This is a genomic window from Paenarthrobacter sp. FR1 (assembly GCF_051106045.1).
Taxonomy (GTDB): domain Bacteria; phylum Actinomycetota; class Actinomycetes; order Actinomycetales; family Micrococcaceae; genus Arthrobacter; species Arthrobacter nitroguajacolicus_A.
Genome location: NZ_JBPFSF010000002.1, coordinates 140,821 through 164,916 on the forward strand (window position 1 = coordinate 140,821; position 24,096 = coordinate 164,916).

Annotated in this window: 21 protein-coding genes; 15 read left to right on the plus strand and 6 right to left on the minus strand. The window is 63.8% G+C overall.

The annotated features are described in order from the left end of the window. The first annotated feature begins 346 nt into the window (after nt 1-346). The 12 genes from ACR30Z_RS05325 to ACR30Z_RS05380 all read left to right on the plus strand — a co-directional run bounded on the left by ACR30Z_RS05325 (nt 347) and on the right by ACR30Z_RS05380 (nt 11,559). The gene (locus ACR30Z_RS05325) at nt 347-679 is read left to right on the plus strand and encodes a hypothetical protein (protein ID WP_434371460.1); all 333 of its coding nucleotides are present in this window, start codon (nt 347-349) and stop codon (nt 677-679) included. A 110-nt stretch (nt 680-789) separates the two neighbouring features. Further along, complete coding sequence (locus ACR30Z_RS05330; protein WP_434371461.1) at nt 790-1,296, plus strand: hypothetical protein; 507 nt, start codon at nt 790-792, stop codon at nt 1,294-1,296. Nucleotides 1,297-1,314: 18 nt separating this feature from the next. Further along, nucleotides 1,315-1,938 (plus strand): SIS domain-containing protein, encoded by a 624-nt coding sequence (locus ACR30Z_RS05335; RefSeq protein ID WP_244296421.1) that lies wholly within the window; start codon nt 1,315-1,317, stop codon nt 1,936-1,938. Nucleotides 1,939-2,114: 176 nt separating this feature from the next. After that, nucleotides 2,115-3,185 (plus strand): alkene reductase, encoded by a 1,071-nt coding sequence (locus tag ACR30Z_RS05340; protein WP_144647941.1) that lies wholly within the window; start codon nt 2,115-2,117, stop codon nt 3,183-3,185. A gap of 196 nt (nt 3,186-3,381) precedes the next feature. Then, nucleotides 3,382-4,080, plus strand: coding sequence for a GntR family transcriptional regulator (locus tag ACR30Z_RS05345; protein ID WP_434371462.1), 699 nt, complete (start codon nt 3,382-3,384; stop codon nt 4,078-4,080). A gap of 180 nt (nt 4,081-4,260) precedes the next feature. Next, nucleotides 4,261-5,262 carry a sugar phosphate isomerase/epimerase family protein gene (locus ACR30Z_RS05350; protein ID WP_434371463.1) on the plus strand — a complete coding sequence of 334 codons (1,002 nt, stop codon included), beginning with the start codon at nt 4,261-4,263 and terminating at the stop codon, nt 5,260-5,262. Nucleotides 5,263-5,265: 3 nt separating this feature from the next. Then, complete coding sequence (gene dhaL / locus ACR30Z_RS05355) at nt 5,266-7,014, plus strand: dihydroxyacetone kinase subunit DhaL (protein WP_434371464.1); 1,749 nt, start codon at nt 5,266-5,268, stop codon at nt 7,012-7,014. Between the two features lie 2 nt (nt 7,015-7,016). Then, a complete protein-coding gene (locus ACR30Z_RS05360; protein WP_434371465.1) occupies nt 7,017-7,499 on the plus strand; it encodes a ribose-5-phosphate isomerase in 483 nt (160 codons plus the stop codon). Nucleotides 7,500-7,501: 2 nt separating this feature from the next. Further along, nucleotides 7,502-8,491, plus strand: a complete 990-nt coding sequence (locus ACR30Z_RS05365) for a 3-hydroxyacyl-CoA dehydrogenase family protein (protein WP_434371466.1) — start codon at nt 7,502-7,504, stop codon at nt 8,489-8,491. 20 nt (nt 8,492-8,511) lie between these two features. Continuing rightward, complete coding sequence (locus ACR30Z_RS05370) at nt 8,512-9,276, plus strand: SDR family NAD(P)-dependent oxidoreductase (RefSeq protein ID WP_144647929.1); 765 nt, start codon at nt 8,512-8,514, stop codon at nt 9,274-9,276. A gap of 144 nt (nt 9,277-9,420) precedes the next feature. Continuing rightward, nucleotides 9,421-10,770, plus strand: coding sequence for an MFS transporter (locus ACR30Z_RS05375; protein WP_144647927.1), 1,350 nt, complete (start codon nt 9,421-9,423; stop codon nt 10,768-10,770). A gap of 6 nt (nt 10,771-10,776) precedes the next feature. Beyond that, nucleotides 10,777-11,559, plus strand: a complete 783-nt coding sequence (locus ACR30Z_RS05380; protein WP_434371467.1) for a triose-phosphate isomerase family protein — start codon at nt 10,777-10,779, stop codon at nt 11,557-11,559. On the opposite strand, the gene ACR30Z_RS05385 is transcribed toward ACR30Z_RS05380, so the two are convergent. Then, nucleotides 11,556-15,131, minus strand: a complete 3,576-nt coding sequence (locus ACR30Z_RS05385; protein WP_434371742.1) for a TM0106 family RecB-like putative nuclease — start codon at nt 15,129-15,131, stop codon at nt 11,556-11,558. The genes ACR30Z_RS05380 and ACR30Z_RS05385 overlap by 4 nt on opposite strands. Nucleotides 15,132-15,245: 114 nt before the next feature. Here ACR30Z_RS05385 and ACR30Z_RS05390 point away from each other — a divergent pair, with 114 nt between their 5' ends. After that, complete coding sequence (locus ACR30Z_RS05390; protein WP_144647923.1) at nt 15,246-15,698, plus strand: nucleoside deaminase; 453 nt, start codon at nt 15,246-15,248, stop codon at nt 15,696-15,698. A gap of 76 nt (nt 15,699-15,774) precedes the next feature. Here the strand turns inward: ACR30Z_RS05390 and ACR30Z_RS05395 are convergent, their stop codons facing one another. Next, nucleotides 15,775-18,063, minus strand: a complete 2,289-nt coding sequence (locus ACR30Z_RS05395) for a hypothetical protein (RefSeq protein WP_434371468.1) — start codon at nt 18,061-18,063, stop codon at nt 15,775-15,777. A gap of 326 nt (nt 18,064-18,389) precedes the next feature. Between ACR30Z_RS05395 and ACR30Z_RS05400 the strand changes: the two genes are divergently transcribed. Beyond that, on the plus strand, nt 18,390-18,824 hold the full coding sequence (locus ACR30Z_RS05400; protein WP_144647919.1) for a CBS domain-containing protein: 435 nt from the start codon (nt 18,390-18,392) through the stop codon (nt 18,822-18,824). A 43-nt stretch (nt 18,825-18,867) separates the two neighbouring features. Here the strand turns inward: ACR30Z_RS05400 and ACR30Z_RS05405 are convergent, their stop codons facing one another. Beyond that, nucleotides 18,868-19,164: a hypothetical protein gene (locus ACR30Z_RS05405; protein WP_144647917.1), complete on the minus strand. Its 297-nt coding sequence runs from the start codon at nt 19,162-19,164 to the stop codon at nt 18,868-18,870. Between the two features lie 87 nt (nt 19,165-19,251). Between ACR30Z_RS05405 and ACR30Z_RS05410 the strand changes: the two genes are divergently transcribed. After that, complete coding sequence (locus ACR30Z_RS05410) at nt 19,252-21,648, plus strand: Tex family protein (RefSeq protein WP_434371469.1); 2,397 nt, start codon at nt 19,252-19,254, stop codon at nt 21,646-21,648. 3 nt (nt 21,649-21,651) lie between these two features. Here the strand turns inward: ACR30Z_RS05410 and ACR30Z_RS05415 are convergent, their stop codons facing one another. The 3 genes from ACR30Z_RS05415 to ACR30Z_RS05425 all read right to left on the minus strand — a co-directional run bounded on the left by ACR30Z_RS05415 (nt 21,652) and on the right by ACR30Z_RS05425 (nt 24,092). Beyond that, nucleotides 21,652-22,671 (minus strand): alpha/beta hydrolase, encoded by a 1,020-nt coding sequence (locus ACR30Z_RS05415; RefSeq protein ID WP_144647912.1) that lies wholly within the window; start codon nt 22,669-22,671, stop codon nt 21,652-21,654. Continuing rightward, nucleotides 22,668-23,060: a DUF1622 domain-containing protein gene (locus tag ACR30Z_RS05420; RefSeq protein WP_434371470.1), complete on the minus strand. Its 393-nt coding sequence runs from the start codon at nt 23,058-23,060 to the stop codon at nt 22,668-22,670. Before ACR30Z_RS05420 ends, ACR30Z_RS05415 begins: the two co-directional genes overlap by 4 nt. Before the next feature lie 117 nt (nt 23,061-23,177). Then, entirely contained in the window at nt 23,178-24,092 is a 915-nt protein-coding gene (locus ACR30Z_RS05425; protein WP_144647909.1) for an MSMEG_6728 family protein, read from the minus strand. Nucleotides 24,093-24,096: the final 4 nt, after the last annotated feature.

Genomic DNA, 24,096 nt, shown 5'->3' on the forward strand with positions numbered 1-24,096 from the left:
ACTGGTTCTCCCTGCGTTACGGCTGGGTTGTCCCGCGCTGCAGGAGACCCTCCCAGCGAAGCAGAGATGCCACCCCGGCACAAGGCCACCAAGCCTCGACACTGCAGGCGCCCAAGCCTGGATTATGCCTCTGAGCGAAGAGCCGAACGAAGCCGACAACCAAAACCAGTAAGTAATCTGACCATTGGTGTTAATATGATGGGCAAGGGAGAGAGTTTCGGCCAGAGTTGACCGAGGAGTGTCCGCGTTGTCGTCCATGAAAAACCCTCTGGTGCCAGGCGATGCTACCCGTCCCCACGCCGAACCCCTCCAATGCCCCCGATGCCGGTCCAACGAGCATCTGGACTTGGACACGATCGAATCCATCGAGCCGCACGCAGGCGAACTTTTGGTGTTCGTGTCCTACACCTGCTCGCGATGCGAAGTGTCCCACGCCCACACCGCCGCGTTCCATGACGTGGCAGGGGTCCTCAACCGCAACGGGACGGTGTCCGGGCTCTTGCAATTCGGCGGACAGTACTTCCACTGCGGAGAACCCATGCAGTTCGCCCAGTCCTCGGTGCGAAGCGTGTATGCCCCCATGTCCACAGAGGACGTGGACGACGGCCTGCTGGACGTCTATGTGAAAACCCGGGTGATCCAGTGCCGTTGCGGCTTCAGGATGGAGCTGCCGGCATGAGGGTCCAGCGTCGTTTGGAGGTGCCCTGATCGGGGTACACCCCCAGTAGTAACCACAGCGTGGGCAACGAGCGGCGCCCACAGAAGCCGCTCACCAGGGAGGTAATCCACATGGATACAGGACAACTGGTTTTGATCATCGTGTTGGCCGTAGTCGTCATCGCCGCTGTGATTTTTGCGGTAGTGATAGGGCGCAGGAAGAAGGCTGAAGTCAATCGCCACCGAGCCGGCGAATTGCGGGAGAAAGCCGCCGAAGAAGCCATCGACGCCCACCGGGCGAAAGCCGAATCTGCCCAGGCGGAAGCAAACGCGCTGCAGGCCGAAGTCGAAGCGAACCGACTCCGCCAGGAAGCCGAACGCCACGCCGAGAAGGCCAACGAAGCCCATGGACGTGTCGAAGAGCACCTCCGTCATGCGGACAAACTGGACCCGAATGTTGCGGACCGCTCGAATGGCGACCGCTCGAGCGTCCCGGATCGCGCCGGTGATGCCGATCGAGCCGGCACCACGGGTCGTTCGAATGCCTCTGACGGCTCCAATGCCGCCGAGGGCGAGCGTATGACGCGGGACCGTACTGGACGCGATGGATCCACTCGCGAGGGTGACAGGAACTTGTAGGTTCAGAGGAGGTAGGAAGTGAGCATCGTGGTGAGGCGAACAGGTGAGGCAGTGCGGTCGAACGAGTCGAAGGCCACACGACATGCGGTGGATGTAGTCCTGGGGCACTTGGGCGAGATCGGTCCGGCCGTTGCGGCCCTGCGCCGTGAATCTTCCAGGCTTGCCGAATGGGGCGAAGAACTGGCGCTCGTCAGGCTTCGCGGGGGAACTGTCTTCGCCGCGGGCAGTGACGGGTCTTCGCACGAAGCGCAGAGATTCACGTCGGAGCTCGCCGCCCACGATCCCGGAGACGGGTCCGGCTTCAAAGCGATCTACATTCCCAAAGGCGCCAGCGGATCGGACGGCGCCACGGCCAGCATCAGCACCCAGCTGACGGATCAGGTTCGCCGCGGCGACATTGTGGTCCTGCTGGCCGCGAAAGGCATCACCGACGAACTCAGGGATGCTGCCGCCGCTGCCAAAGCGGGTGGTGCTCGGGTGTGGGCTTTGACCGGCAAGGAGTCCAAAGAGCTGGCCGACTCGGTGAACGAGGCCATCTGCATCAACACTGATCCACCGCATGCAGAGGAAGCGCATCTGGTGGCAGTACTGGCGCTCTGTGAGTGCTTTGACGACGCACTGAAGAACCGTAAACGGGAGTAATCCGCCCAACTGACTGGCAGTAGTGGTTGTTTTGACGGCCCAGAACAACCACTACTGCCAGCTACATGCGCTTCCTCCCACTGCAGCTGCCATGTGATCCGCACCTCTTCCGGAATAGTTGCAGACGCCATGCAGTTGGGCAGAATGAACCTGTTTCATTCTGAAAGGAACTGCGCATGCTGTTTTCCCCCTTGGCCCTCGGCGAGCTTGAACTTTCCAACCGACTGGTGATGGCACCCCTGACGCGTCTCCGTGCGGGTGACCAGGGCGTTCCGGGTTCGTTGATCGCCGAGCATTACCGCCAGCGGGCTTCCCTTGGGCTGATTGTCAGCGAGGGAACCTACCCGACCCCGGCAGGCCAGTCATACCCGGGCCAGCCGGGCCTCGTTACCGAGGAGCAGATCGCCGGCTGGAAGCAGGTGACGGACGCCGTTCACGCTGAGGGTGGCCGCATGTTCGCTCAGATCATGCACGGTGGCCGTGTTTCGCACGCCGACATCACGGGAGGCCACGAGATCGTAGGCCCCAGCGCGGTCGCCATCGAAGGCGAGGTCCGCACGCCCAACGGCAAGCAGGCCTACCCCGTGCCGCGTGAACTCCGCACCGACGAACTGCCGGGCGTTATCCAGGAAATCGTCACCGCCTCCAAGAACGCCATTGAGGCTGGATTCGACGGCGTCGAACTTCACTCCGCCAACGGTTACCTGCTGCACGAGTTCCTTGCCCCGAACAGCAACGTCCGCACCGACAGCTACGGTGGCTCCCCGGAAAACCGCGCGCGCTTCGTGATCGAAACCGTTAACGCCGTGGTGGAAGCCCTCGGCGCCAACCGCGTGGGCATCAGGATTTCCCCGGAGCACAATGTACAGGGCATCGCCGAGGTTGATGCCGCGGATGTCCGGGCAACTTACGAGGTCTTGGTGGACACCATTGCCCCGCTCAACCTGGCGTACCTGAGCATCCTGCATCACGAGCCCAAGAGCTCACTGGTTCAGGACCTCCGCGAGCGCTTCAATGGAACGTTCCTGGTGAACACCGGCTTCAGCGAGATCACCACGCGTGACGAAGCGTTCGCCATCATCGAAGACGGCCTCGCAGACGCCGTGGTGGTTGGCCGCCCGGCCATCGCCAACCCGGACCTCGCCCGCCGCTGGCGCGACAGCCTGCCGCTCAACGAGCCGAACGCTGCCACGTTCTACGCCGACGGTGCCGAGGGGTACACGGACTACCCGTTCTACGCGAACTAAAGCGCAGCACCCCAAGATAGACCACGACGTCGGCACCCGCCTGGGGGCCGACGTCGTGGTTTAACACGTGGCCGCCCAAGTGAATGGCAGTAGTGGTTGTTCTGAGCCTCGATAACAACCACAACTGCGAGCGGGTTGGGGAATGTGACAGGGCGCTTACCTGGTCACGGGCCCGCGTTCCTATAGGATTTGGGGCATGGCTGAACCTTCCCCGACCGCTGGCCGTGCTGGCTTTCCCGTCAGCCGCCAAGTGCTGGCCGACCACGTCTACGAGGCCCTTTTGGAGTGGCTCATGGACGGACGGCTGGAACCCGGGGCGGCAGTGAGCATTGACGGGATGGCGCGGGAACTGGACGTTTCTCCAACTCCTGTTAGGGAAGCGTTGGCCCGACTGGAGCATACGGGGATGGTCCGCCGTGTTGCGCTCAAGGGCTATCGCGTGGCTCCTGTCTTCACTCGGGAGGACTTTGCCGAACTGATGGAGGCACGGCTGTCCATCGAGCCGGTCAATGCCCGTTTGGCCTGTTCGCGCATGACGCCCGACGGCTTGGAGGCGCTGAAGCAAGCGGTCGATGACCTCAAGACCGCGCCGCGCGGAGGCACGTTTGCCGAGTACCGCAACTACCTCGAGGCCGACGAGCGGTTCCATCAACTCATCGCCGCGCAGGCGAACAACCAATTCCTCCTCGCCGCATACAACACACTCGGCGGCCAGATACAACGGTTCCGGCTGTTCGGGGGAGTGGGCATCACCGACGCAGAGCAGGCTATTGCCGAGCATCAGGCCGTGCTTGACGCCATGGCCGGTGGTGACCCGGAGAAGGCCGCAGAAATGATGATCGACCACGTCCAAAAGGTGCGTGGCCGGGCGATGGCTGACGCTCCGGAGGAATAGGCCTGCGCTCATCCTTGGGCTCGCTGGCAGTGCTGGCGGGCCCTTTTTACTGAGATCCGTGACCCTCTTCACAGGCATATGTAAGACATATAGGATCTAGGAAGTTTCGCAAAAGGGTTGACAGCTTTGCTTGGTTCGTAAATCCTATAGGAAACAGGATTCCACGAAGGAGTGATCATCATGGCGTACACCGCCGAGAATTGGCCCATCACCGCGGCCCTCCTGCAGTTCCCCGGCACCGACGCTGCGGGGCAGCACGTCAACGACGCCGACGCTTCCGTTTGGGCTTCTGTCCTCCAGGAAGTGAAGGACGCAGGTTTCGCGAACGCGGACCTCACCGATAGCTGGGTTCGTCCCGGTGACCTCAGCAAGGACCGCCTCGCCGAGTTCAAGCAGACGGCGGACCAGGTAGGCATCGGTATTCCGGTCATCTCCGCCATTCGCCGCAGCGTCATCCACACCGCGGATTGGGCCGACAACTTGGCGTACAGCCACCGCACCATTGACGCCGCTGCGGAGCTCGGCTGCGAAGTGGTGTCGTTCGGGCTCCATCAGGCCATCACCCCGGAGCAGCAAAAGCAGCTGTGGTTCTGGACAGTCGAGGGCTACAAAGATCCGGTGGGGGACAAGGAAGCGTGGGGCAACGCCGTCTCCCGGATCCGAGAACTCGGCAAGCACGCAGCAGAGGCGGGCATCCTGCTCTCCCTGGAAATGTACGAGGATACGTACCTCGGCACGGCGGACTCATCGGTTCAACTGGTCCAGGACATCGGCCTGGACAATGTGGGCCTCAACCCCGACCTCGGCAACCTCATCCGCCTCCACCGACCCATCGAGGACTGGCGCGAGATGGTGGCCAAGACGCTGCCGTACTCCAACTACTGGCACATGAAGAACTACATCCGCGACGAAGACGTGGCCCGTGACAGCTACATCACCATGCCGGCCCCGATGGAAAGCGGACTGATCAACTACCGCGAGGCTTTCAAGCTCGCGCTGTCCGTGGGATTCCAGGGCATCCTTTGCACCGAGCACTACGGCGGCGACGGCCTGAGTGTTACGGCCAGCAACCAGGACTACCTCCGCAGGCACGTCCTGCCGAAGACGGACGGCTATGCCCTCGGACAGAGCCAGGTTGCCCAAGGACGCCAAAAGCCCGCGGCCGAATTCGCAGGAGTCTAGGAAATGACCCAAATTTTCGATAACCCGGCAGACTTTGCCGATGAAGCGCTGGACGGGTTCGTGGCCGCCAATCGCGGCTACGTGGCGCGCGTCGATGGTGGCGTGGTCCGGTCCACCGAGGTCCCCCACGGCCAGGTAGCGCTGGTGGTTGGCGGCGGCTCCGGGCACTACCCGGCCTTCGCGGGGCTGGTAGGCCCAGGTCTTGCAGCGGGATCGGCGTGCGGCAACATGTTCGCCTCGCCGGCCGCCGGCCAGGTCTACCGCGTAGCCAAGGCAGCCAACGCCGGTGGCGGTGTCCTGCTCAGCTACGGTAACTACGCCGGCGACGTCCTGCACTTCGGCCAGGCACAGCTCCGGCTGAACGCCGAGGGCATTGAAACCCGTACGGTCACCGTCACGGACGACATCGCCAGTGCACCCATCGAACAACTCGAAAAGCGCCGCGGCATCGCGGGCGACCTCACCGTTTTCAAGATCGCCGGCGCCGCCGCTGAAGCGGGACTTGACCTTGACGGCGTCGAGCGTTTGGCCATCAAGACCAATTACAGGACGCGTTCGCTGGGTGTGGCCTTTGACGGGTGCACGCTCCCCGGCGCAACCGACCCGCTGTTCCACGTACCGGCCGGGCAAATGTCGCTGGGCCTGGGGATCCACGGCGAACCCGGTATCTCCGAACACCCCATGCCCACCGCTTCCGAGCTGGCCGAACTCCTGGTGTCCAAGCTGCTCGCGGACAAGCCCGAAGACGCCGGGGACCGCGTGGTCGCCATCGTCAACGGCTTGGGCACTGTGAAATACGACGAACTGTTCCTGCTGTTCGGCAAAGTTGAGAAGCTGCTCACTGCCGCCGGACTCACTGTTGTTGAGCCCGAATGCGGCGAGCTGGTGACCAGCCTGGACATGTCGGGGTTGTCCCTGACCTTGCTGTGGTTGGACGAGGAACTCGAGCAGTACTGGGCTGCCCCCGCTGACACGCCTGCGTTCCGCAAGGGCAGCATGGCGCCCCGAGCACCTCGCGCCGAGGCAGCATTCGACGACGCCGAAACCGCCGACGTCGAACTTCCCACCCCGGCTGCCGCTGAACTTGGGCGGCAGGCCGTGGCGATTCTCGCCCAGGTGCGGGACGTCGTCGTCGAGCATGAAGCGGAGCTCGGCAAACTGGATGCGATCGCCGGCGATGGCGACCACGGTATCGGCATGCGCCGCGGCGTCGATGCTGCAGCGGCCGCCGGTGAGGCTGCGAGTGGTTCTTCAGTGGCACGTGTCCTGGCGACGGCTGGCGAAGCGTGGAGCGAGCGAGCCGGTGGGACGTCGGGAGCGTTGTGGGGTTCGGCAGTCATCGCGGCCGGGCAGTCGCTGGGAAACCGCGAAACATACAGCGCCGATGACGCAGCTGCCGCCGTGAAGGCCTTCGTTCGCGCCATCACGGAACTGGGCAAGGCCGATCCCGGGGACAAGACCATGGTGGACGCGCTCCTCCCGTTCCGGGACGCCTTCCTGGCGGAGCTCGACGGCGGTGCTCCCGTTGACCGGGCCCTGGCAGTTGCCGCTGCGGCCGCCGAGTCCGCTGCCGCCAGGACAGCGGAGCTGCGTCCGCTCAAGGGTCGTGCCCGTCCACTCGCCGAAAAGAGCCTCGGCCACCCCGATCCCGGTGCAGTCTCCTTTGGGCTGATCACCGCCAGGATTTCTCAATTCATCGATGCACAACTGGCCACCGCTTCTTCAGCGGCACCGGCCGGAAACGGAGCCTGAGCATGAGCAACACCCAAGGCTGGCGCATTATCGTCGGCAACGACGAAGCCGGCGTTGAATACAAACAGGCACTCGTTGCCCTGTTGGAAGCCGACCCGCGCGTGGCATCCGTAACGGACGTGGGCGTTGGGCCCAACGATTCCACCGCCTACCCGCACGTCGCCGTCGATGCCGCCCGCAAGGTGGCCCAGGGCGAAGCCGACCGGGCACTCCTGATCTGCGGAACCGGCCTTGGTGTGGCGATCGCAGCCAACAAAGTCCCCGGGATCCGCGCCGTCACCGCCCACGACAGCTACTCCGTGGAGCGGTCCGTCCTCAGCAACAACGCCCAGGTCCTCACGCTCGGCCAGCGGGTGATTGGCTTGGAACTGGCCAAAAAGCTCGTACGCGAGTGGCTCGACCACCGCTTCGACCAAAACTCATCCTCCGCCGCCAAGGTGGACGCCATCTGCTCCTACGAGCCCGACTACACAAAGGCAGTCTGATCATGACCATTTCTGAAGCAACCGAAGGTTCCGCGAACAACGCAGCCCGGAAGATCGCCGTCGTGGGTTCCGGCTATATGGGTGGCGGCATCGCGCAGGTACTGGCGCTCGGCGGCGCCCGCGTTGCGCTGGCCGATGTGTCGGCCGAAGTGGCGCAGAAGAACTACGACCGCCTGCTGGTGGAATCGGAGCAGTTCATCGCGGACGGACTTTTCCCGGAAGGCTCCACCGAGATCCTCAAGCAAAACCTGTGGGCTGCCAAGGACATCGAAGAGGCCGTTTCGGATGCGGACTTCATCGAGGAGTGCGTTCCCGAAGTTTTGGAGATCAAGCACCAGACCCTCGCCCGGATCAGCGCTGCGGCCCGCCCGGACGCCCTCATCGGCTCCAACACGTCCACCATTTCCATCGCTTCCCTGGCCGAAGCCGTGACCAACCCGGAGCGGTTCCTGGGCGTGCACTTCTCCAACCCCTCGCCGTTCATTCCGGGCGTCGAGGTCATCCCGCACGCCGGAACCTCCGCGGCAACGGTTGCAGCCTCCCGCGAGCTGGTCCACGCCGCCGGCAAGCAGACAGCCGTCGTCAAGGACGTCACCGGTTTCGTGCTCAACCGCCTGCAGTACGCGCTGTTCCACGAAGCGGCGCAGCTGGTGGAGCAGGGCATCGCAACAGCGGACGACGTCGACACCCTGGTGCGTACGACGTTCGGCTTCCGCTTGCCATTCTTTGGTCCGTTCGCCATTGCGGACATGGCCGGTTTGGACGTCTACAACTTCTGCTACAAGTCGCTGCAAACGGGCTTCCCGGAACGATTCGCTACGCCGAAGATCCTGTCGGACCTCGTCGAAGCAGGCAAGCTCGGCACCAAGACAGGCGCCGGCTTCCTCAATGTCCCCGCCGAGCGCACTCCCGAACTCATCGCCTACCGCAACAAGGCCTACGTCGCCATGCAGAAGCTCATTGAAGAGCTCGGCCCGGCACCCATCAACTGACTCTTACCAGGAGAACACACATGACTTTCCCTAGTGAACGTACCGCAATCGTCACCGGCGCCGTCTCTGAACGCGGCATTGGCCGCGCCACCGTCAACTACCTGGCCGCCCAAGGGTGGAACATCGGCATCATCGACCTCGACGACGCCGCCTGCAAGATCGCAGCCAAGGAAATCGCCGCGGAATACGGCGTCCAGGCCCACGGTGTTGGTGCCAACGTTGCCAGCGAAGCCGAGGTCCGTGCCGCGATCGACGAACTCGAAAACGAACTGCCGCAGATCGTCGCCCTGGCCAACGTGGCCGGAGTCAGCTCACCCGTCGGGTACCTCGAACTCGAACCCGCCGAGTGGGACCGCGTGCTCAACATCAACCTCAACGGCGTCCACTACGCCACCCGCCGTGTGGCCGAGTCCATGGTCAAGCACCGCATCGGCCGCATCGTGAACATCTCCTCCGTGTCCGCGCAGCGCGGTGGCGGCACGTTCTCCAAGACCCCGTACTCGGTAGCCAAGGCCGGCGTCATTGGCTTGACCCGCGCCACGGCCCGGGAACTCGGCGAATACGACATCACCGTCAACGCCATCTCACCTGGCCCCATCGACACAGACATCATGGGCGGCACCCTGAGCCAGGAACGCAAGGACGAACTCACCAAGGACCTCGTGGTGAACCGTGTGGGCTCCACCCGTGACATCGCCGCCGCTATCGCCTTCCTCATCAGCGAGGACTCCGGATACATCTCCGGCCAGACGCTGAATGTGGATGGCGGACTGTACATGCATTAGGCCGTCATGCGGACCTGGACACGAGAACGCAAGATCTACCTTGCCGTGGGCATCCTTGCCTGCGCAGTGGGCATGGTGCTCATTTTCTTCCCGCGCTGATCGCGGCTGCATTAGTCATTTCCTGTCACTCAAAGAGGAGTTTCAATGTCTGTTGCCACCAATTCCACTCGGGAGTTGCTGGACACGCCGGTCCTCAAATCGGCGATCTCCAAAGCGTCGCGGCGGCTCATGCCAATGCTCGTCATCCTGTACGTGGTGGCCTTCCTGGACCGCACCAACGTTGGCTTCGCCGAAGCCGCGCTGGAAGTGGACAGGGGTATCACCGCAGGCGCCTACGCCCTGGGCGCCGGCATCTTCTTCATCGGCTACGCACTGTTCGAGATCCCCAGCAACCTGCTGCTCACCAAGTTCGGCGCCAAGGTGTGGCTTGCCCGCATTGCGATCACGTGGGGCATTGTGTCCGCGTGCTTCGCCTTCGTACAGGGTGAGACGTCCTTCATCATCCTTCGCTTCCTGCTGGGTGTCACCGAAGCCGGCCTGTTCCCCGGCGTCATCATGTTCCTCGCAGCCTGGTTCCCCAACAAGGTCCGCGTGAAGATGTTCGCCATCTTCTACCTGGCCCAGCCGTTCTCGCAGATGATGGGTGCGCCGTTGTCCGGTTGGCTCATCAACATCGGCGATCAGGTTCCGGGCGTCGCAGGCTGGCAGGTCATGTTCTTCGTTGAGGGCATGCTCGCCGTCCTGGCCGGTATCGCGGCGTACTTCTTCCTCATCAACAGCCCCCAGGATGCCAAGTTCCTGACCAAGGAAGAGAAGACGGCGCTGTCCGACGTCATGGCGTTGGAGGACACCGTCAAGGAAGAGACCGGTCCCCGCGGAGTTCTGGCGTCCATGCGGAACGGCCGTGTCTGGTACTTCACCGTCATCTACTTCTGCCTTCAGGTAGCGGTGTACGGCGTGACGTTCTACCTGCCACAGCAGGTGGCGCAACTGACCGGTCAAAAGGTGGGCATCGCCGTCGGACTTCTGGCCGCCATCCCATGGTTCTTCGGCATCTTCGCCTGCTACTTCATTGGCAAGGCCGCCAACACGGTGGCTCGTCGTCGCCGCTGGGGTACGGCGCTGTTCATTTCCACCGGCCTCTGCATCTTCGGGTCCGCTTGGGCCGGGGCCAACCAGCTCCCGGCGCTCGGGATTATCTTCATCACCCTGGCGGTGTGCAGCTTCCTGTCCACAGGTCCCATTTGCTGGTCGTACCCGACGGCGTTCCTCACCGGAACTGCCGCCGCTGCGGGCATCGGATTGATCAACTCGCTGGGCAACCTGGGTGGGTTCGTGGCTCCGATCCTGCGCACCACGGTCAACCAGGTCACGGCCTCTGACACCGGCACCATGGGTGTCTACGCACTGGGTGTGTTGCCGTTCGTCGCGGCGCTGCTGATGTTCGGTACCAAGCGGTTCAGCAACAAGGCCGACGAACTGCTGGGAAAGTAAACCGTGATGCTGCCAGCTCCTGACGCAGGCCTGAACACTATGTTCATCGGTGTCAGCACCAAAATGTACATGGGCTACGCACAGTCCTTGGCGTGGTTGGAGCACTTGGTGGCGGAAGTGGACGCCCGTCCGGCCCTGGCGGCCGGGCGGGTGTTCCCGTTTGTGATTCCGTCGTTTCCCGTGTTGCCCGAAGCCGCGCAGTTGGTGAGCGGCACGCCCTTGGTGCTCGGCGCGCAGAACTGCAGCTGGGCCGATGGGCCGTGGACCGGGGAGGTTTCACCGGGGATGCTTGCTGAGCTCGGCGTTGGGCTCGTGGAGATCGGTCACGCGGAACGGCGTCGCTACTTTGCCGAAGACGAGGCGATGATCGCGCTGAAGGTGGGTGCCGCCGTTGATGCTGGATTGACCCCGTTGCTGTGTGTGGGGGAACTGGAAGTCAGTGAGGCCGCGACGGCGGCCGATACTGTGTTCCGGCAGATTAAGGCAGCGGTATCGGGTGATTGGTCCGTTGCCTCGCATCTGGTGGTTGCTTATGAACCGGTGTGGGCGATCGGTGCTCCGGAACCTGCCTCGGCCACGTATGTTTCGCGGGTCACGGCGGCGTTGCGGGACTCGTTGGGTCAGCACGGACTGGGCGGCCTGCCCATCATTTACGGGGGCTCCGCGAAGCCTGGCCTGTTGCCGCAGTTGGACGGGGTTTCGGGACTCTTCCTGGGCCGCTTCGCGCATGACCCGACCAACTTCGGCCGGGTCCTCGACGAAGCCCTCGCCCTGGCTGGCCGACGCTAACTCCCTGCGCGCTGGCACAGGGCCACGAAGCCGCCCAGGTTTTCCAGGCCTTCTGGATGGGTAGGCAGGTAGTTGGTCAGCTCCGGTGAACGTACGACGACGGCACGCCACTGCCCGCGCGAGACCGCCACGTTGATGCGGTTGCGTGAGAGCAGGAACTCCATGCCGCGGGGGACTTCCCCTGCTGCGGAGGCGGCCATGGACACAATCACCACGGGCGCTTCCTGGCCTTGGAACTTGTCCACGGTACCTACGCGAACCCCGCCCAGTCCGGCGGCCCGAAGCTGGTGCTTGATCAGCTGGACCTGCGCGTTGTAGGCGGCGACCACCAGGATGTCGGTCTCCTCCAGAGGGCGTGGTTCGGAGAACTTTGATTCAGCGGACTGGGAGGGGTCGAGCCAGAGCAGGCCGAGGTGGGCCTGGACCTGCCGCACCACCTCTGCCGCTTCCTCGGGTGAGTTGGTGGAGTTTCCCGTGTGGGGGACATAGACACAGGAAATTCCCGGACCGGCCCCTTCCAGATGGCGCTCCTTGGCTGCCGGTGCTGCCTCCAACCGGTTGTCGTAGGAGAGCCCTGAGACTGCGCTGCAGAGATCGGGATGCATGCGCCACGACAACGCCAGGAAATAGCCCAGTTCAGGTGGCAAGGTGTTGTAGCCATCGGACAGCCAGCCGAGTGCTGACTCATCCACGGGCTCCGGGTGCTTGCCCTGCGTGACCTGCGGCAGCTGCTGCGGATCACCGAGGAGGAGGAGGCGCTTGGCAGCGCGGCTCACGGCCATGGTGTTGGCCAGGGAGAACTGCCCGGCCTCGTCGATGACCAGCAGGTCCAGCGAGCCGGCGGGAACCGAACTGCCCACCATTGTCCAGGCGGTTCCACCAATAAGTGCGCCGCCGGGCTTGGACAACAGCTCTTCGACATCACCCTTTCCGCATTGTTTCCACGGCACGGGGTCGCCATGTTTGACCTCCTTTGCCACCCGCTGCGGATCAACGCCGGCCTTTTGCACTGCTGCGCAGAGCATGTTCTCCACCACAGCATGGGACTGGGCCACCACCCCCACTTTCCATCCCTCAGCGACAAGCCGGGCAATGACGTGCGAACCCACGAACGTCTTACCGCTGCCTGGAGGCCCCTGGACGGCAAGGTAGGAGTTGTCCAAATCCTTCACTGCGCCGGCGATGGCATCGATGTAGCCATCCGGCCCGGCCCCCACGGGAGGCAATGAGGCCAGGGTGCGAAGCTGCGGAGGCTGCCGACGCACCAAGTCCAATGAACAGTCCCGGGGCCAGGACGGCAACGAGGCACTGAGCTTTGTGGCCAAAGCTGCCAGTGCCGCCCGCTGGCCGTCCGTGGAAATGGGACTGTCCGGGGTCAGGGCCATGGGGAGTTCGCTGTACTCGGCTGCGCCGCGGGGGAGCCGTTCCGAGATGGTGACAGTCTCGGCGTCGTCCATTTCACCGACTTCGAGGACCTCCGTACCGCCCCAACCGGCGCGGCCGAGCACGGACGACTCCTTGGCGGCCAGGGCATCGGGCAGGGGAGAGTCGAACATCCGGAAGTATGTCTTGCCCGGTTCCAGTCCTGAGCCGTCGCCGGAGCGGCCCACCAGCCGGCTGACGCGCACCGGATTCTTGCGGGGAGTCGGTTTCGCCCAGTCCTGCAGTACCACGCCACGTTCCACGGTGAAGATGTCACGGCCGTCCTCCCATTGGGACACGGGCTTCTCCAAGCGGTCGAAATGCCCCCACCAATGCTGCTTGTCCTCGCGTCGGTGGTACCCGACACCAGCGGCGACAATCCCCACGGCACGGGCATCGGGCGTGGACCGTTCCGTCTCCGGCAGGCCGGCCAAATAATCCGTCAGGGCAGTCTCTTCGGGCGCGGCCTCGTACTTGGGCTGCGGCTCCCCGGAGGGCGGGACATCTTCAACCAATCCACCGGGCACGATGGATCGCTCTGCGGCCCGGGCGAGCAACCAGTTGCGCAGTTCCAGCGTGGACAAGCAGTCGTACTGGTTGTAGTCCCTGATGCCTTCCAAGATCGCAGCGGCTTCCTTGGGATGCCCGGTATCCCTGGCCGTGCAATAGTCCGCATAGGCAACCACGGAAGCGCCGGCGTCGGTCACATCACCGGAACGAAGATGCTGTCCCATGTAGAGGGGCTCGAGTTTCTTGATGCTGTAAGAATTCTCGGAGACCCGGATGCTGTGCCGGACGGTGTCGTAAAGGTCCACCAGGACTCCTTGGCGCAGGAGGTCGTCCACCGCGGTTTCGCCCACCACATGCGCCAAGGAAAGGTTTCTCAGCGCCGTCTTTTCGTAGGCAGCGTAGTGGTAAATGTGCATGCGGGGATAGGTGGCACGGCGTTTGGCCACGTAGTCCAGGAAGTCAACAAACGCTTGGCCTTCTTCGGCTCGGGAATGTGCCCAGAAGGGGCGGAAAACAGGTTCAGCCCCGGTTTCCACGGGGTTCTCGATGACGCCGAAGAGGTACTCAAGCCCCCACTTTCCTGTGGCCGGATCCTGCCACAGGGGATCGCCTTCGAAGTCGAAGAAGATATCGCCCGGGTCCGGCGCCGGGAGCCGGCCGAGGGTGTTGTCCGGGAGGACGTTGTAGCTGACGGCCTTGGCCTCGCCAGCTTTGTCCGTATACCTGACCGTGCCGTCAGGGGTACCGGTGCCGGTTTGAAGCCGGGCTTGCTCGCGGAGTCGCAGCATCATCGAATCGCCTGAAGCGGGCTGTGCCGCCAGTTGGTCGATGGTGGTGATGCCGGCCTCGATCAGCTTCTTGCGCCGGCTGATGCGCATACCAGCCACCATCAGGAGGTCCCGATGCAGCCGGACCTGTTCAGCGCAGTAGTCACAGCGGCCGCACGCAGAGTATCGGGCGTCGCCCCATTGAACCGGGCCATCCTCGGAAATATGGGTGGCCGTCATGCGGAGGAAGCGTTCGCGGCGTTCCTTGAACACCGGGAGGATTTGCGCGAGGGGATGGTGGCTGTGGACTCTGTTGCCGAGGACCAGCGTGACGGTGGGATCAGGCGTGATGCCGGCCTGCAGGAGCTGATCTCCATAGGCGGCCAATTGCAGAAGGGCTGTGACCTTGGCGTGCCTTGCGAGCTTGGTGTCGAAGACGGCGTACTGGCCGCCGGGGCGTTTCACCAGGAAGTCGGAGCGTCCGTGGAACTGGCCGTCGAAGAAAGCTGCCTGGAACACGATATCCGCCCCGGATCCCAAGGCTCTGATGGATTCCGCGTGCTTGGCCGAAAGGGCGGCGCGGTCCATCGCTGTGGCGGGGACGACGTCGTAAACGCCTTTTCCTGTCGCCGGATCCCACGGCCCGAACTCGGCCACGAACTCATCCAGCACGCGGTGCTCGTGGACGTCGCCCAGCTTGGCTGTGCGGTCCAGCATGGCGTCCGGTGCGAAATCCGGCTTGGTGGTGCGGTCGAGTTTTTCGTCGAGCTTCCGGAGAAGTTGGTATTCGCAGGTAGCAGCGATGACGAGGTCGCTGGCCGAGAAGACCAGGTCCTTGGGTGCGCCTGCAGTCTCCGGATCGAGAAAGAACACCGCGACCCACCTACCTTCCATGCTGTGGTTAAACCCTTGCAGCCAAGCTATCAGCGGGCTCTGACAATAGAGAGAGCAGGCAGCTTTGAGCGCCGTGCACTTTAGACTGCACCCATGACTGAAACAGCCCGCATCGCAGACCCCGCTTTCGAAGCCGCCTATCAAGCCGCGCAGAAGAGCCTCAGCGAGGGCGGGATTCCCATCGGGGCCGCACTCGCCCGCGGCGGCGTGGTCATCGCGAGTGGCCACAACGAGCGTGTGCAGCACGGTGACCCGATTGCCCACGGCGAGATGTCCGCACTGCGGGCCGCCGGGCGGCAGAAGAGCTACCGTGACACCACGCTGTACACCACCCTGGCACCGTGTGCGATGTGCACGGGGACCATCATCCAGTTCAAGATTCCGCGGGTAGTGGTTGGAGAGGCAGAGACCTTCCCGGGCGAATTCGAGCTGCTGCGTTCACGCGGGGTGGACGTGGTGGTCCTGGACGACTCCCGGTGCGTGGACATGATGCGCGCCTTCCAGGAGGAGCATCCGGAACTGTGGGCCGAGGACATCGCGGAATAGCCGCCGGGAGAGGAGCGACGGCGGCACCCAAGGGCAAGGTGCCGCCGACGCCGGCTACGGAGGAGCCATAGACCAACTAGCCATCCGACGGCTTTTTGGCAGGCTTCCTCGGAGCCGACCGGCGGGAACGGGCCGCCGGAGTTGAGGGGATCAGTTCTTTGACCTGGGCCAGCACCGAAGCGTTGGCGCCGCGTGCGCCCAGATCCTTGGCGAGGGTTTCCACCTCGGACTTTGCGGCCGCAGCGTCGTCCGCCTTGGCATGCAATTCAGTGCGCAGCTCCACGAGGCCGCGATAGGCCAAGTTGCTCGCCGCGCCCGCTCCTTGCTGATAACTGGCGAGGCCGGCATCCGTCAGCGCAAGCGCCCGCTCGGGGTCGGCGCTGTGGTGCTTGACCATCTTTTCGTCCTTGCGGCGGTAGAAGTCATCTCCCACGGATTGCGCGACGGCGGTGGCCGCCTTGATGCCCAAAGGCTCACCGCCGAAACGCTCGGCTGCTTCAGTGAGGGCATCCAACCCCTTGCTCAAGTGCGGCGACATGGACCCCTCGAAAGCCAAGGTCAGGCCCACCTCACGGGTAAAGAACTCGGGAGCAAACCTGTCCTCTTCCCGTGTGACCGGGAAGCCGACACGCACGGGCAGGGTGTTGGACGCCTGGACGATGCCGTCTGTGGAGTACACGGCCCGGATCAAGTACTGGCCGGGTTCATCGAATGCGAAGCCCTCCACTCCGTAGGCGAGTTGCACCAGCTGGCTGTACCGGTCGCTGCCATCGCTGTCGCCATCCGGAGCAGGGCCCAGCGTGACCATCTCAGGGAGGCCATAGAAGCACACCACCGATTCATGCAGCACGATGGTCCCGTTGGGTTTCTGGACGTAAACCGTGGTGTTTCCGTAGCGCGGATCCAACCTGGCGTCCACCATCACCGGAACGTCGCTGGTGTTGCGCAGCCGGAACTCTATGGAGACCGGCTCCATGTAGTCGAAGAGGCTCTTCGCTGACAGTGTCAGTTCAACGTCGCTGCCCGGCCCGGTCACGGTCATGGCGCCCGCAGGGGATTCCAGATGACCGCCGGATGCCCAGGGATCGCCGCCCATGATCACCGCCGCGCGGTCGCCGTGACGCATATGGAGTAGTTCGTCGTCGTCGAACCGGAAGCGGAAGTTGCCCCAAAAGGCGTCTGTGCCGTTGCGCTGATCGTATTTCCAGTCGTAATTCATCCAGGACAAGGAGTCCGGCCTGGCTTTGTCCCAAGCATGCAGGAAGTTGAAAGCGTGCCCTGCCTCGTGGACCCAGGTGTACAGGAAGTGGCGCATGGCCCACGCCTGGTCCTGGTTTGCGGGGTTGGAAACCAGGTTGGTGAACCATGAGTGGTTGCGGAAGACCGCGAAACCTTGGCGATCCGGTCCGCGACCAGCGCCGCCGAAGCCCGCAGCGGCGTCGAACATGATGCCACCCACACCGGCACTGTCGAAAATCCCGGCCTGTATGCCCCACATGTTCCAGGCTGGCCAGCCTGAGTTGAACTTGCCGAACGACGTTTCCATCGCGTCGTGCAGTTCGCCGACGTTCCACGAAGCGAACCCGGCGGCGCTGTCGTCAATCACCGTATGGACCGGATCAACGGTGACGGCGATCCCGGCATCCCGGTAGGACGATTCGATGGTGATGGTCCGGTTGGATAGATCGGCAGGACGGTTATTGTGCGAGTGGCTGTTATAGACCGGCACCTTTGGTTCCACATCCACCGATGAGCAGTAGTCCAGCTCCAGGGTGATGTCGCGGAAGGAATCCGAGCGGTAGGAACAGGCATACGGCTTGCCCGCCACGCCACCGGCCGTGAAAGTGGCGACGGCTCCAGTGATGGCACCGCCGGACCATGACACCAGGATGTCCACGGTGGTGGCCAGATGGGTTCCTTTCCAGTAACGCACGGTTCCGGAGATACGGGCGTTGCACCGGGTGATGGACACCGTGGGGTTGTCCACGATCCAGGACTCGACATACGTCTTCACCAGTTGGAAGCGGCCGCCGACCCGTACGAACCGCGTGCTGTAGAAGTCGCCGCTGACCTTGTTCAGGACGGGAGATTCAACGTTCCGGCGCGGATCAACGTCCAATCGGAGGTCAAGCGAACTTCCAATCAGGGCAGGTCCACCTTGAGTCCCTTCGTAGCGACCGCTGATGGCTGACGAACGCCAGCATTTCCACCAATCGTCGGGCGGCCAGGGGATCGGTACGGGATGCGGAACGGGCAGCGGCTCCGGAAACGGCGAAGGGCCCGGTGGGAATGGTGGGACGGGGACGGGCGTGGGGCCGTCCGGGACAGGGGTGAATTGGGAACTGGGGACGTTGGGGGTGTCCATGGGGGGATCTTTCTCGCTCTGCAAGCAACCAGTAAAACGTCCGCACCGGCGCGGTCGCGCAGGTGCGATATGACGGTTCGAGGCGTGGCGGGTGCGCGTGAGGAGAGCTCGAAAGGAGTCGATGTGGCCTATGCCCAGAAGCCGTATGTAACCCAAGTTGAGGATACTCCAGCGAATGGATTATATCTAGGGAATCCTTGGTGTTTTCTTGCTCCACAGGTGCCACGATCGTCTGGTCAGGGGTTCCCTCCGAGCGTAGGCTGACCTCATCGGCGTCGGTGCCGAGAGGCCCCTCGTCGATGACCCCAATCGATGAAGGAGTACCCATGAGTGCCGTACGTGAATTCATGACCACCAATGCCCAGTGCATAGAAGAGGACAAGACTCTTCAGGAAGCCGCCATGCTCATGAGGGACCTGGACTGCGGTTCACTTCCTATCTGCGGCCACGACGGCAAGCTCACCGGCTTCATCACCGACCGCGACATCGTGGTCAAGTGTTTGGCCGAAGGCAAGGACGCCCGCGAAGTCCGTGCCAGTGAGCTGGCCACCGGCAAACCGTACTGGGTTGATGCCGATGCCAGTGTTGACGAGGCCGTGGCCATGATGGAGGACCATCAAGTTCGCCGCCTGCCTGTCATCAGCGACCACAAGCTGGTTGGCATCATCAGCCAAGGCGACATCGCCCGCAACCATTACGCCGAGCAGCGCCTGGGCGAAATGGTGGAGCACATCTCCGCCAAGGAGCACATGGCCCACTAGGGCGCACCGTGACAACAACCGCCAGCCGCCGCGAGGCACTCCTCTAGAGGAACGCCTCGCGGCCCGTTCCTTCACGCAGCACGAGTTCGCCGTCTTCGATCGAGACGATCAAGCTTTTTGGCTTTCCTGCGAGCTTCTTCGTGGCGCTGAGTTTCCTGCTGCTGACCTCGACGCCCACGGTGGCACCTTTGGCCGGCAGTTCCACCGTGACTTCGTCAGCCATTCCCAACAGCATCTTGGTGGATACACCATGCTCGGACACGGCTTCCTTGCCGTTGACGGTCACAGTCACGTCATCGGAAACAAACCCGTCCTGAAGGATGATGAGCAGTTCCTGCATGGTCCAACTACAGCACTAACAGGGCCGCCGGGATAGGCCTGCCGGGTACCCGGACCTGAAAGTGTCAGCCGGGTGAGGCAAACTGTCATGGTGACTTCAAATCTCCAACACCAGTCAGCTGACTCTGCCATCCACGCCCTGATCGCCGAAGAACTCGGCGTCAAGGCCTGGCAGGTCAAGGCCGCAGTGGAACTGCTCGACGCCGGATCCACCGTTCCCTTCATCGCCCGCTACCGTAAGGAAGTCACCGGGACGCTCGATGACACCCAACTGCGCGACCTTGAGGAGCGGCTTCGCTACCTTCGTGAACTGGAGGAACGCCGCAAGACTGTCCTCGAGGCGATTGCCGCTCAAGGCAAACTAACCCCCGAACTGGAGGCCGCCGTCGTCGCGGCCGATACCAAGGCCCGGCTGGAAGACATCTACCTTCCCTTCAAGTCCAAGCGCCGCACCAAAGCCCAGATCGCCCGCGAGGCAGGGTTGGAGCCGCTGGCCGATGTCCTCCTCGCCGACCCGCAACGTGACCCCGCCACCGAAGCCGCCAAATACCTGAACGCCGAGCACTCCATCGAAGATGCAACCACGGCGCTCGCGGGTGCCCGCGCCATCCTGGTGGAGCGTGTGGGGCAAGACCCGGAGCTCGCGGAAGACCTGCGAGAACGACTGTGGAAGCAAGGGCGCATGGTGTCCCGCGTCAAGAAGGGCATGGAGGCCGAGGGCCAGAAGTTCAAGGACTACTTTGAGTTCACGCAGGTTCCATCCGGCATGCCGTCGCACCGTGTGCTTGCCCTCTTGCGTGGTGAGAAGGACGGCGTGCTTGAGTTGGATCTCGCCGAAGCGGACCCCGCCGACGACGACGCCCTGGCTGCCGCTCGCGGCAAGTACGAGAACGCTGTGGCCAAGTGCCTTGGGGTCGCCAACCAGGGGCGTCCCGCCGATACCTGGCTGATGCAGACCGCGCAGCTCGCCTGGCGTGGCCGGATACTGGACCGCCTCACCACGGACCTTCGCGGGCGCATGTTCGCCGATGCGGAAGATGAAGCGGTCCGTGTTTTCGCCGCCAACCTCCGGGACGTGCTGCTCGCCGCCCCCGCGGGTAACCGGGCCACCCTGGGCCTGGACCCGGGACTGCGCACCGGCGTGAAGGTGGCAGTGGTGGATGGCACCGGCAAGGTGGTCACCACTGACACTATTTATCCGCACGCGCCCGCCAAAAAGTGGGACGAAGCCTTGGCCACCCTCGGCCGGCTCGCCAAGCAGTACAACGTGGAACTTGTGGCGATCGGCAACGGAACGGCATCCCGCGAGACGGACAAGCTGGCCACGGAGCTCATCAAATCCCTGGAAGCCGCCGGCTCCAAGGGGATCCAGAAGCTCGTAGTCTCCGAGGCCGGAGCTTCGGTGTACTCCGCGTCTGCGCTCGCCGCCTCGGAACTGCCCGGCATGGACGTCTCGCTCCGCGGCGCTGTCTCCATTGCCCGTCGCCTGCAGGATCCCTTGGCCGAACTCGTGAAGATCGAACCAAAGTCCATCGGCGTGGGCCAGTATCAGCACGACGTCACCGCAGCGAAGCTGGATCGCTCCCTGGATGCCGTGGTGGAGGATTGTGTGAACGCCGTGGGCGTGGATGTGAACACCGCCTCGCCGGCGCTCCTGAGCCGAGTGGCCGGCGTAGGCCCGCTGCTGAGCGAGAACATTGTGGCCTACCGGAACGAGAATGGTCCGTTCGCCAAGCGCAGCGACCTCAAGAAGGTTCCCCGGCTGGGCGCCAAGGCGTTCGAACAGTGCGCCGGCTTCCTCCGGATCACCGGGGGAGCGGAGCCTCTGGACGCCTCCAGCGTGCACCCCGAAGCGTATTCCGTGGCCCGCAAAATCCTGGTGGCAGCGGGAGGCGGACCCGCCACGGCGTTGGATCCGCAGGCGTTCGTTGATGGCATCTTCGGCCTGCCAACGGTCAAGGACATCATGTCCGAGCTGGAGAAGCCCGGCCGCGATCCCCGTCCCGCGTTCAAGGCGGCGTCGTTTTCTGAAGGCATCGAGAAGATCTCCGACCTCAAGCCCGGAATGATCCTGGAAGGCACAGTGACCAACGTTGCCGCCTTTGGCGCCTTCGTGGACGTCGGAGTGCACCAGGACGGACTCGTCCACGTGTCGGCACTGTCCAACAAGTTCGTCTCGGATCCGCGGGAAATCGTGAAGTCCGGCCAAGTGGTTCGCGTCAAGGTGCTTGAGGCCGATCCTGAACGCAAGCGCATCTCCCTGACCCTGAGGCTCGACGACGAACCGGGCGCTGCCGGTGGGCGCACCTCCGGCGGTCGTGCCTCGGGAGCGCAGCGCTCAGGTGGACAGCAGGGCCAGCGTGGTGGAAACCAAGGCCGGCCCCCGCAGGGCAACCCCCGCCAGGGCAAGCCCCAGCAAGCGCCGGCCGCTCCCGCCAACACAGCCATGGCTGAGGCGCTGCGAAGGGCCGGACTCGGTAAGTAGCTCCTAGAGGCCCGCGGTCCTGGCTGCCCACTGCACTGCATCCGCCGGTTGCAGTGCAGTGGGCAGCCAGCGGCCTATGCGGGCGAAGGCATCCCGCCGAATGGGTTCGGGCGACAGGAAGATGTCGTGGAACGCGTTCGGCAACCGGCTCACTGTGACGGTGTCAGCCAACGACAGCGAGCGGTGGGCCACGGCGTCGACGTTCAGCGCGACGTCGGCCGTGAGGGCGTCCGCGGACCATTTTGGCTGAAGGTAGCTCTTGTCCGAGAGCAGCACCAGTACGGGTACGTCGATACCAAGGCCCGCTGCCACGGTGGCTTGGCCACGGAACACTGCGTCGAGGAAAGCCGGCGTGATAGGGAAACCTCTGTCCGGCCGCCACTCGAGGTTGTACTCCCATTCGCCGTCCAAAGCGGCGGACACGGCGCGGGTGTAGATGCCCGGATCCACCGGCGGCAGGGGGGCCAATGGATGGAGCTTGGCGTGGAGTCCCACCAGGGGCGCAATGGCACGCCGGCCAAGTTCGGTGGCTTGGAATTCCAGCCACGGGCTGTTGAGGATCAGGGCCGAAGCGACGCCGGGGTGACGATGGGCCCACAAGCTCAGGGTGAGACCACCCGTGGAGTGGCCCAGCAGAATGAGGGGCCTGTCCCGGCCAGGAACACCAGTACGACCCATGGCTTCGAGGGCTGCTTCGATGTCGGCGTCGTAGTCGGCCAGGTTGGTGACGAAACCTGGCACGAGCCCAGGAGCGAGACTGCGGCCGTAGTTGTGCAGATCCAAGGCGTAGAACTGTGCGCCGGCACGATGCCAGAATTCTGCAAGGTGGCGCTGGAAGAAGTAGTCGGACCAGCCGTGCACGTAGAGGACGTCAGCATCGATACGCATGCCTTCCGGCCCGTCCAACCATTGCGGACCGGAACCGACGTACCGCACCAAGGTGGCGACAGCGCCGTCGTCGAGTTTCAGCGTTTGCTGTTCAAAGCCTTCGCCAAGAATGTCCGGTCCCCACGGCTGCGTCATGAATTTGATCGTAGCCTCTCACCGGCGTCGGGCTTTTGTTCTTTCTGCCAGGGCCAGCGGCCGGTGATTTCCAGTTCGAGGGAGAAACTGAGGAACGTACGGATCAGCACAATGATCGCCAGGACCCCGACGCTCTCAAAGGTGGGGGTGACCGCGACGGTGCGGATGATGTCGGCGGCCACCAGGAGCTCAAGGCCCAAGAGAATGGACCGGCCCAGCAGTTGCCGGTACGAGCGGTAGGGGGAGAACGGCGCGAGGCCGGAGGCGCGCTTTGGCTGGTAGCCCCTGAGGGCCATGGGGATGGAGACCAGGGCCCCGATCACCATGACTGCCACGCCGGCGAAATCCATGTACCGGCCCACTGCTTCGATGATGTGCTGGAAATCCATGGCCCTCCCCGGGTAGGTGCGTGCACCCACCGTCTCACACAACAACCAACGACGGCGGCAGCCGGTTCCGTAGCTACGGAACCGGCTGCCGCCGTCGTTAGTCAGTGAAGAGTGCCGCTACAGCGCGGGCGCCGGGACCGGGAAGAACACCCGGGGATCCTGCAGCAGTGCCGGGTAGTCGAAGTCGGAGCGCTTGATCACGCTGGTGACCTCGAAGTTGCGGGCGAAGCGGCCATCAACCGTGATGGGTCGGCCCTGGATCAGGCCGACGGCGAAGGTCTGCCCACCGTCGAACGGAACGGCCAGCTCGGTCTTGCCAGGCAGGGTGTTGAACGCCTGCTCCTGTGCCTGGCGCTTCCGGGTGGGCTTCTTCTCGCGCTGCTGGACCGGACGCTTCTTGGGGCCGCCCACCTGCCGCCGGGACTTCTCCTCGGCATACACGAACTGGTATTCGTCGGGGTCTGCAGCAGGCGCAGCCTTGGCCTTGCCATGCGGCGGCATGCTGACGGTGGTGAGCTGCTCCGGGGTGAGGTCCTCCACGTTGGCACGCAGGATGAGCAGGCGGTCGTCCTCGGGGTCCTCCGGGTGGAATTCGTGCTTGGGCTCCGGCCAGACGTACTCGAGCTTTTCCTCGGTGCCCGGGAAGACCTGGGCGTAGTGCTTGGGGTCCTTGCCCATCAGCTTGGAACGGTGGCTGAGGTGCAGGTCCTCGTGTCCCAACCACGGCGGCATGATGATCCTGGAGGCGTAGTCCGGGTGTGCGGCCTGCGGGGCGAACTCCGCGATGTTGTCCCGGGTGTTGTCCGGGTGGCCGCGCTTCATCCACTCATCAGCCATCGCGAGGCCGTACAGGGTGAGCGCCGGGACGTGTCCCATCCACATTCGGACGGCCGGGTGCTGCTGCCAACCGTACTCCGGGATCACCAATGCGCGGAGGACCTGGAGTGCTTCGACGCGCTGTTTGCCGAGCCTTGAAGTGTCGAGCGCCGCGGCACTCTCACGGAAATCGGCGAAAGGGAGGAAAGTCTGCATCCTT

Coding starts and splice junctions, on each gene's coding strand:
- ACR30Z_RS05330 (WP_434371461.1), top strand. CDS start 790: ATGGATACAGGACAACTGGTTTTGATCATCGTGTTGGCCGTAGTCGTC.
- ACR30Z_RS05340 (WP_144647941.1), top strand. CDS start 2,115: ATGCTGTTTTCCCCCTTGGCCCTCGGCGAGCTTGAACTTTCCAACCGA.
- ACR30Z_RS05345 (WP_434371462.1), top strand. CDS start 3,382: ATGGCTGAACCTTCCCCGACCGCTGGCCGTGCTGGCTTTCCCGTCAGC.
- ACR30Z_RS05350 (WP_434371463.1), top strand. CDS start 4,261: ATGGCGTACACCGCCGAGAATTGGCCCATCACCGCGGCCCTCCTGCAG.
- dhaL (WP_434371464.1), top strand. CDS start 5,266: ATGACCCAAATTTTCGATAACCCGGCAGACTTTGCCGATGAAGCGCTG.
- ACR30Z_RS05360 (WP_434371465.1), top strand. CDS start 7,017: ATGAGCAACACCCAAGGCTGGCGCATTATCGTCGGCAACGACGAAGCC.
- ACR30Z_RS05365 (WP_434371466.1), top strand. CDS start 7,502: ATGACCATTTCTGAAGCAACCGAAGGTTCCGCGAACAACGCAGCCCGG.
- ACR30Z_RS05370 (WP_144647929.1), top strand. CDS start 8,512: ATGACTTTCCCTAGTGAACGTACCGCAATCGTCACCGGCGCCGTCTCT.
- ACR30Z_RS05375 (WP_144647927.1), top strand. CDS start 9,421: ATGTCTGTTGCCACCAATTCCACTCGGGAGTTGCTGGACACGCCGGTC.
- ACR30Z_RS05380 (WP_434371467.1), top strand. CDS start 10,777: ATGCTGCCAGCTCCTGACGCAGGCCTGAACACTATGTTCATCGGTGTC.
- ACR30Z_RS05390 (WP_144647923.1), top strand. CDS start 15,246: ATGACTGAAACAGCCCGCATCGCAGACCCCGCTTTCGAAGCCGCCTAT.
- ACR30Z_RS05395 (WP_434371468.1), bottom strand. CDS start 18,063: ATGGACACCCCCAACGTCCCCAGTTCCCAATTCACCCCTGTCCCGGAC.
- ACR30Z_RS05400 (WP_144647919.1), top strand. CDS start 18,390: ATGAGTGCCGTACGTGAATTCATGACCACCAATGCCCAGTGCATAGAA.
- ACR30Z_RS05405 (WP_144647917.1), bottom strand. CDS start 19,164: ATGCAGGAACTGCTCATCATCCTTCAGGACGGGTTTGTTTCCGATGAC.
- ACR30Z_RS05410 (WP_434371469.1), top strand. CDS start 19,252: ATGGTGACTTCAAATCTCCAACACCAGTCAGCTGACTCTGCCATCCAC.
- ACR30Z_RS05415 (WP_144647912.1), bottom strand. CDS start 22,671: ATGACGCAGCCGTGGGGACCGGACATTCTTGGCGAAGGCTTTGAACAG.
- ACR30Z_RS05420 (WP_434371470.1), bottom strand. CDS start 23,060: ATGGATTTCCAGCACATCATCGAAGCAGTGGGCCGGTACATGGATTTC.
- ACR30Z_RS05425 (WP_144647909.1), bottom strand. CDS start 24,092: ATGCAGACTTTCCTCCCTTTCGCCGATTTCCGTGAGAGTGCCGCGGCG.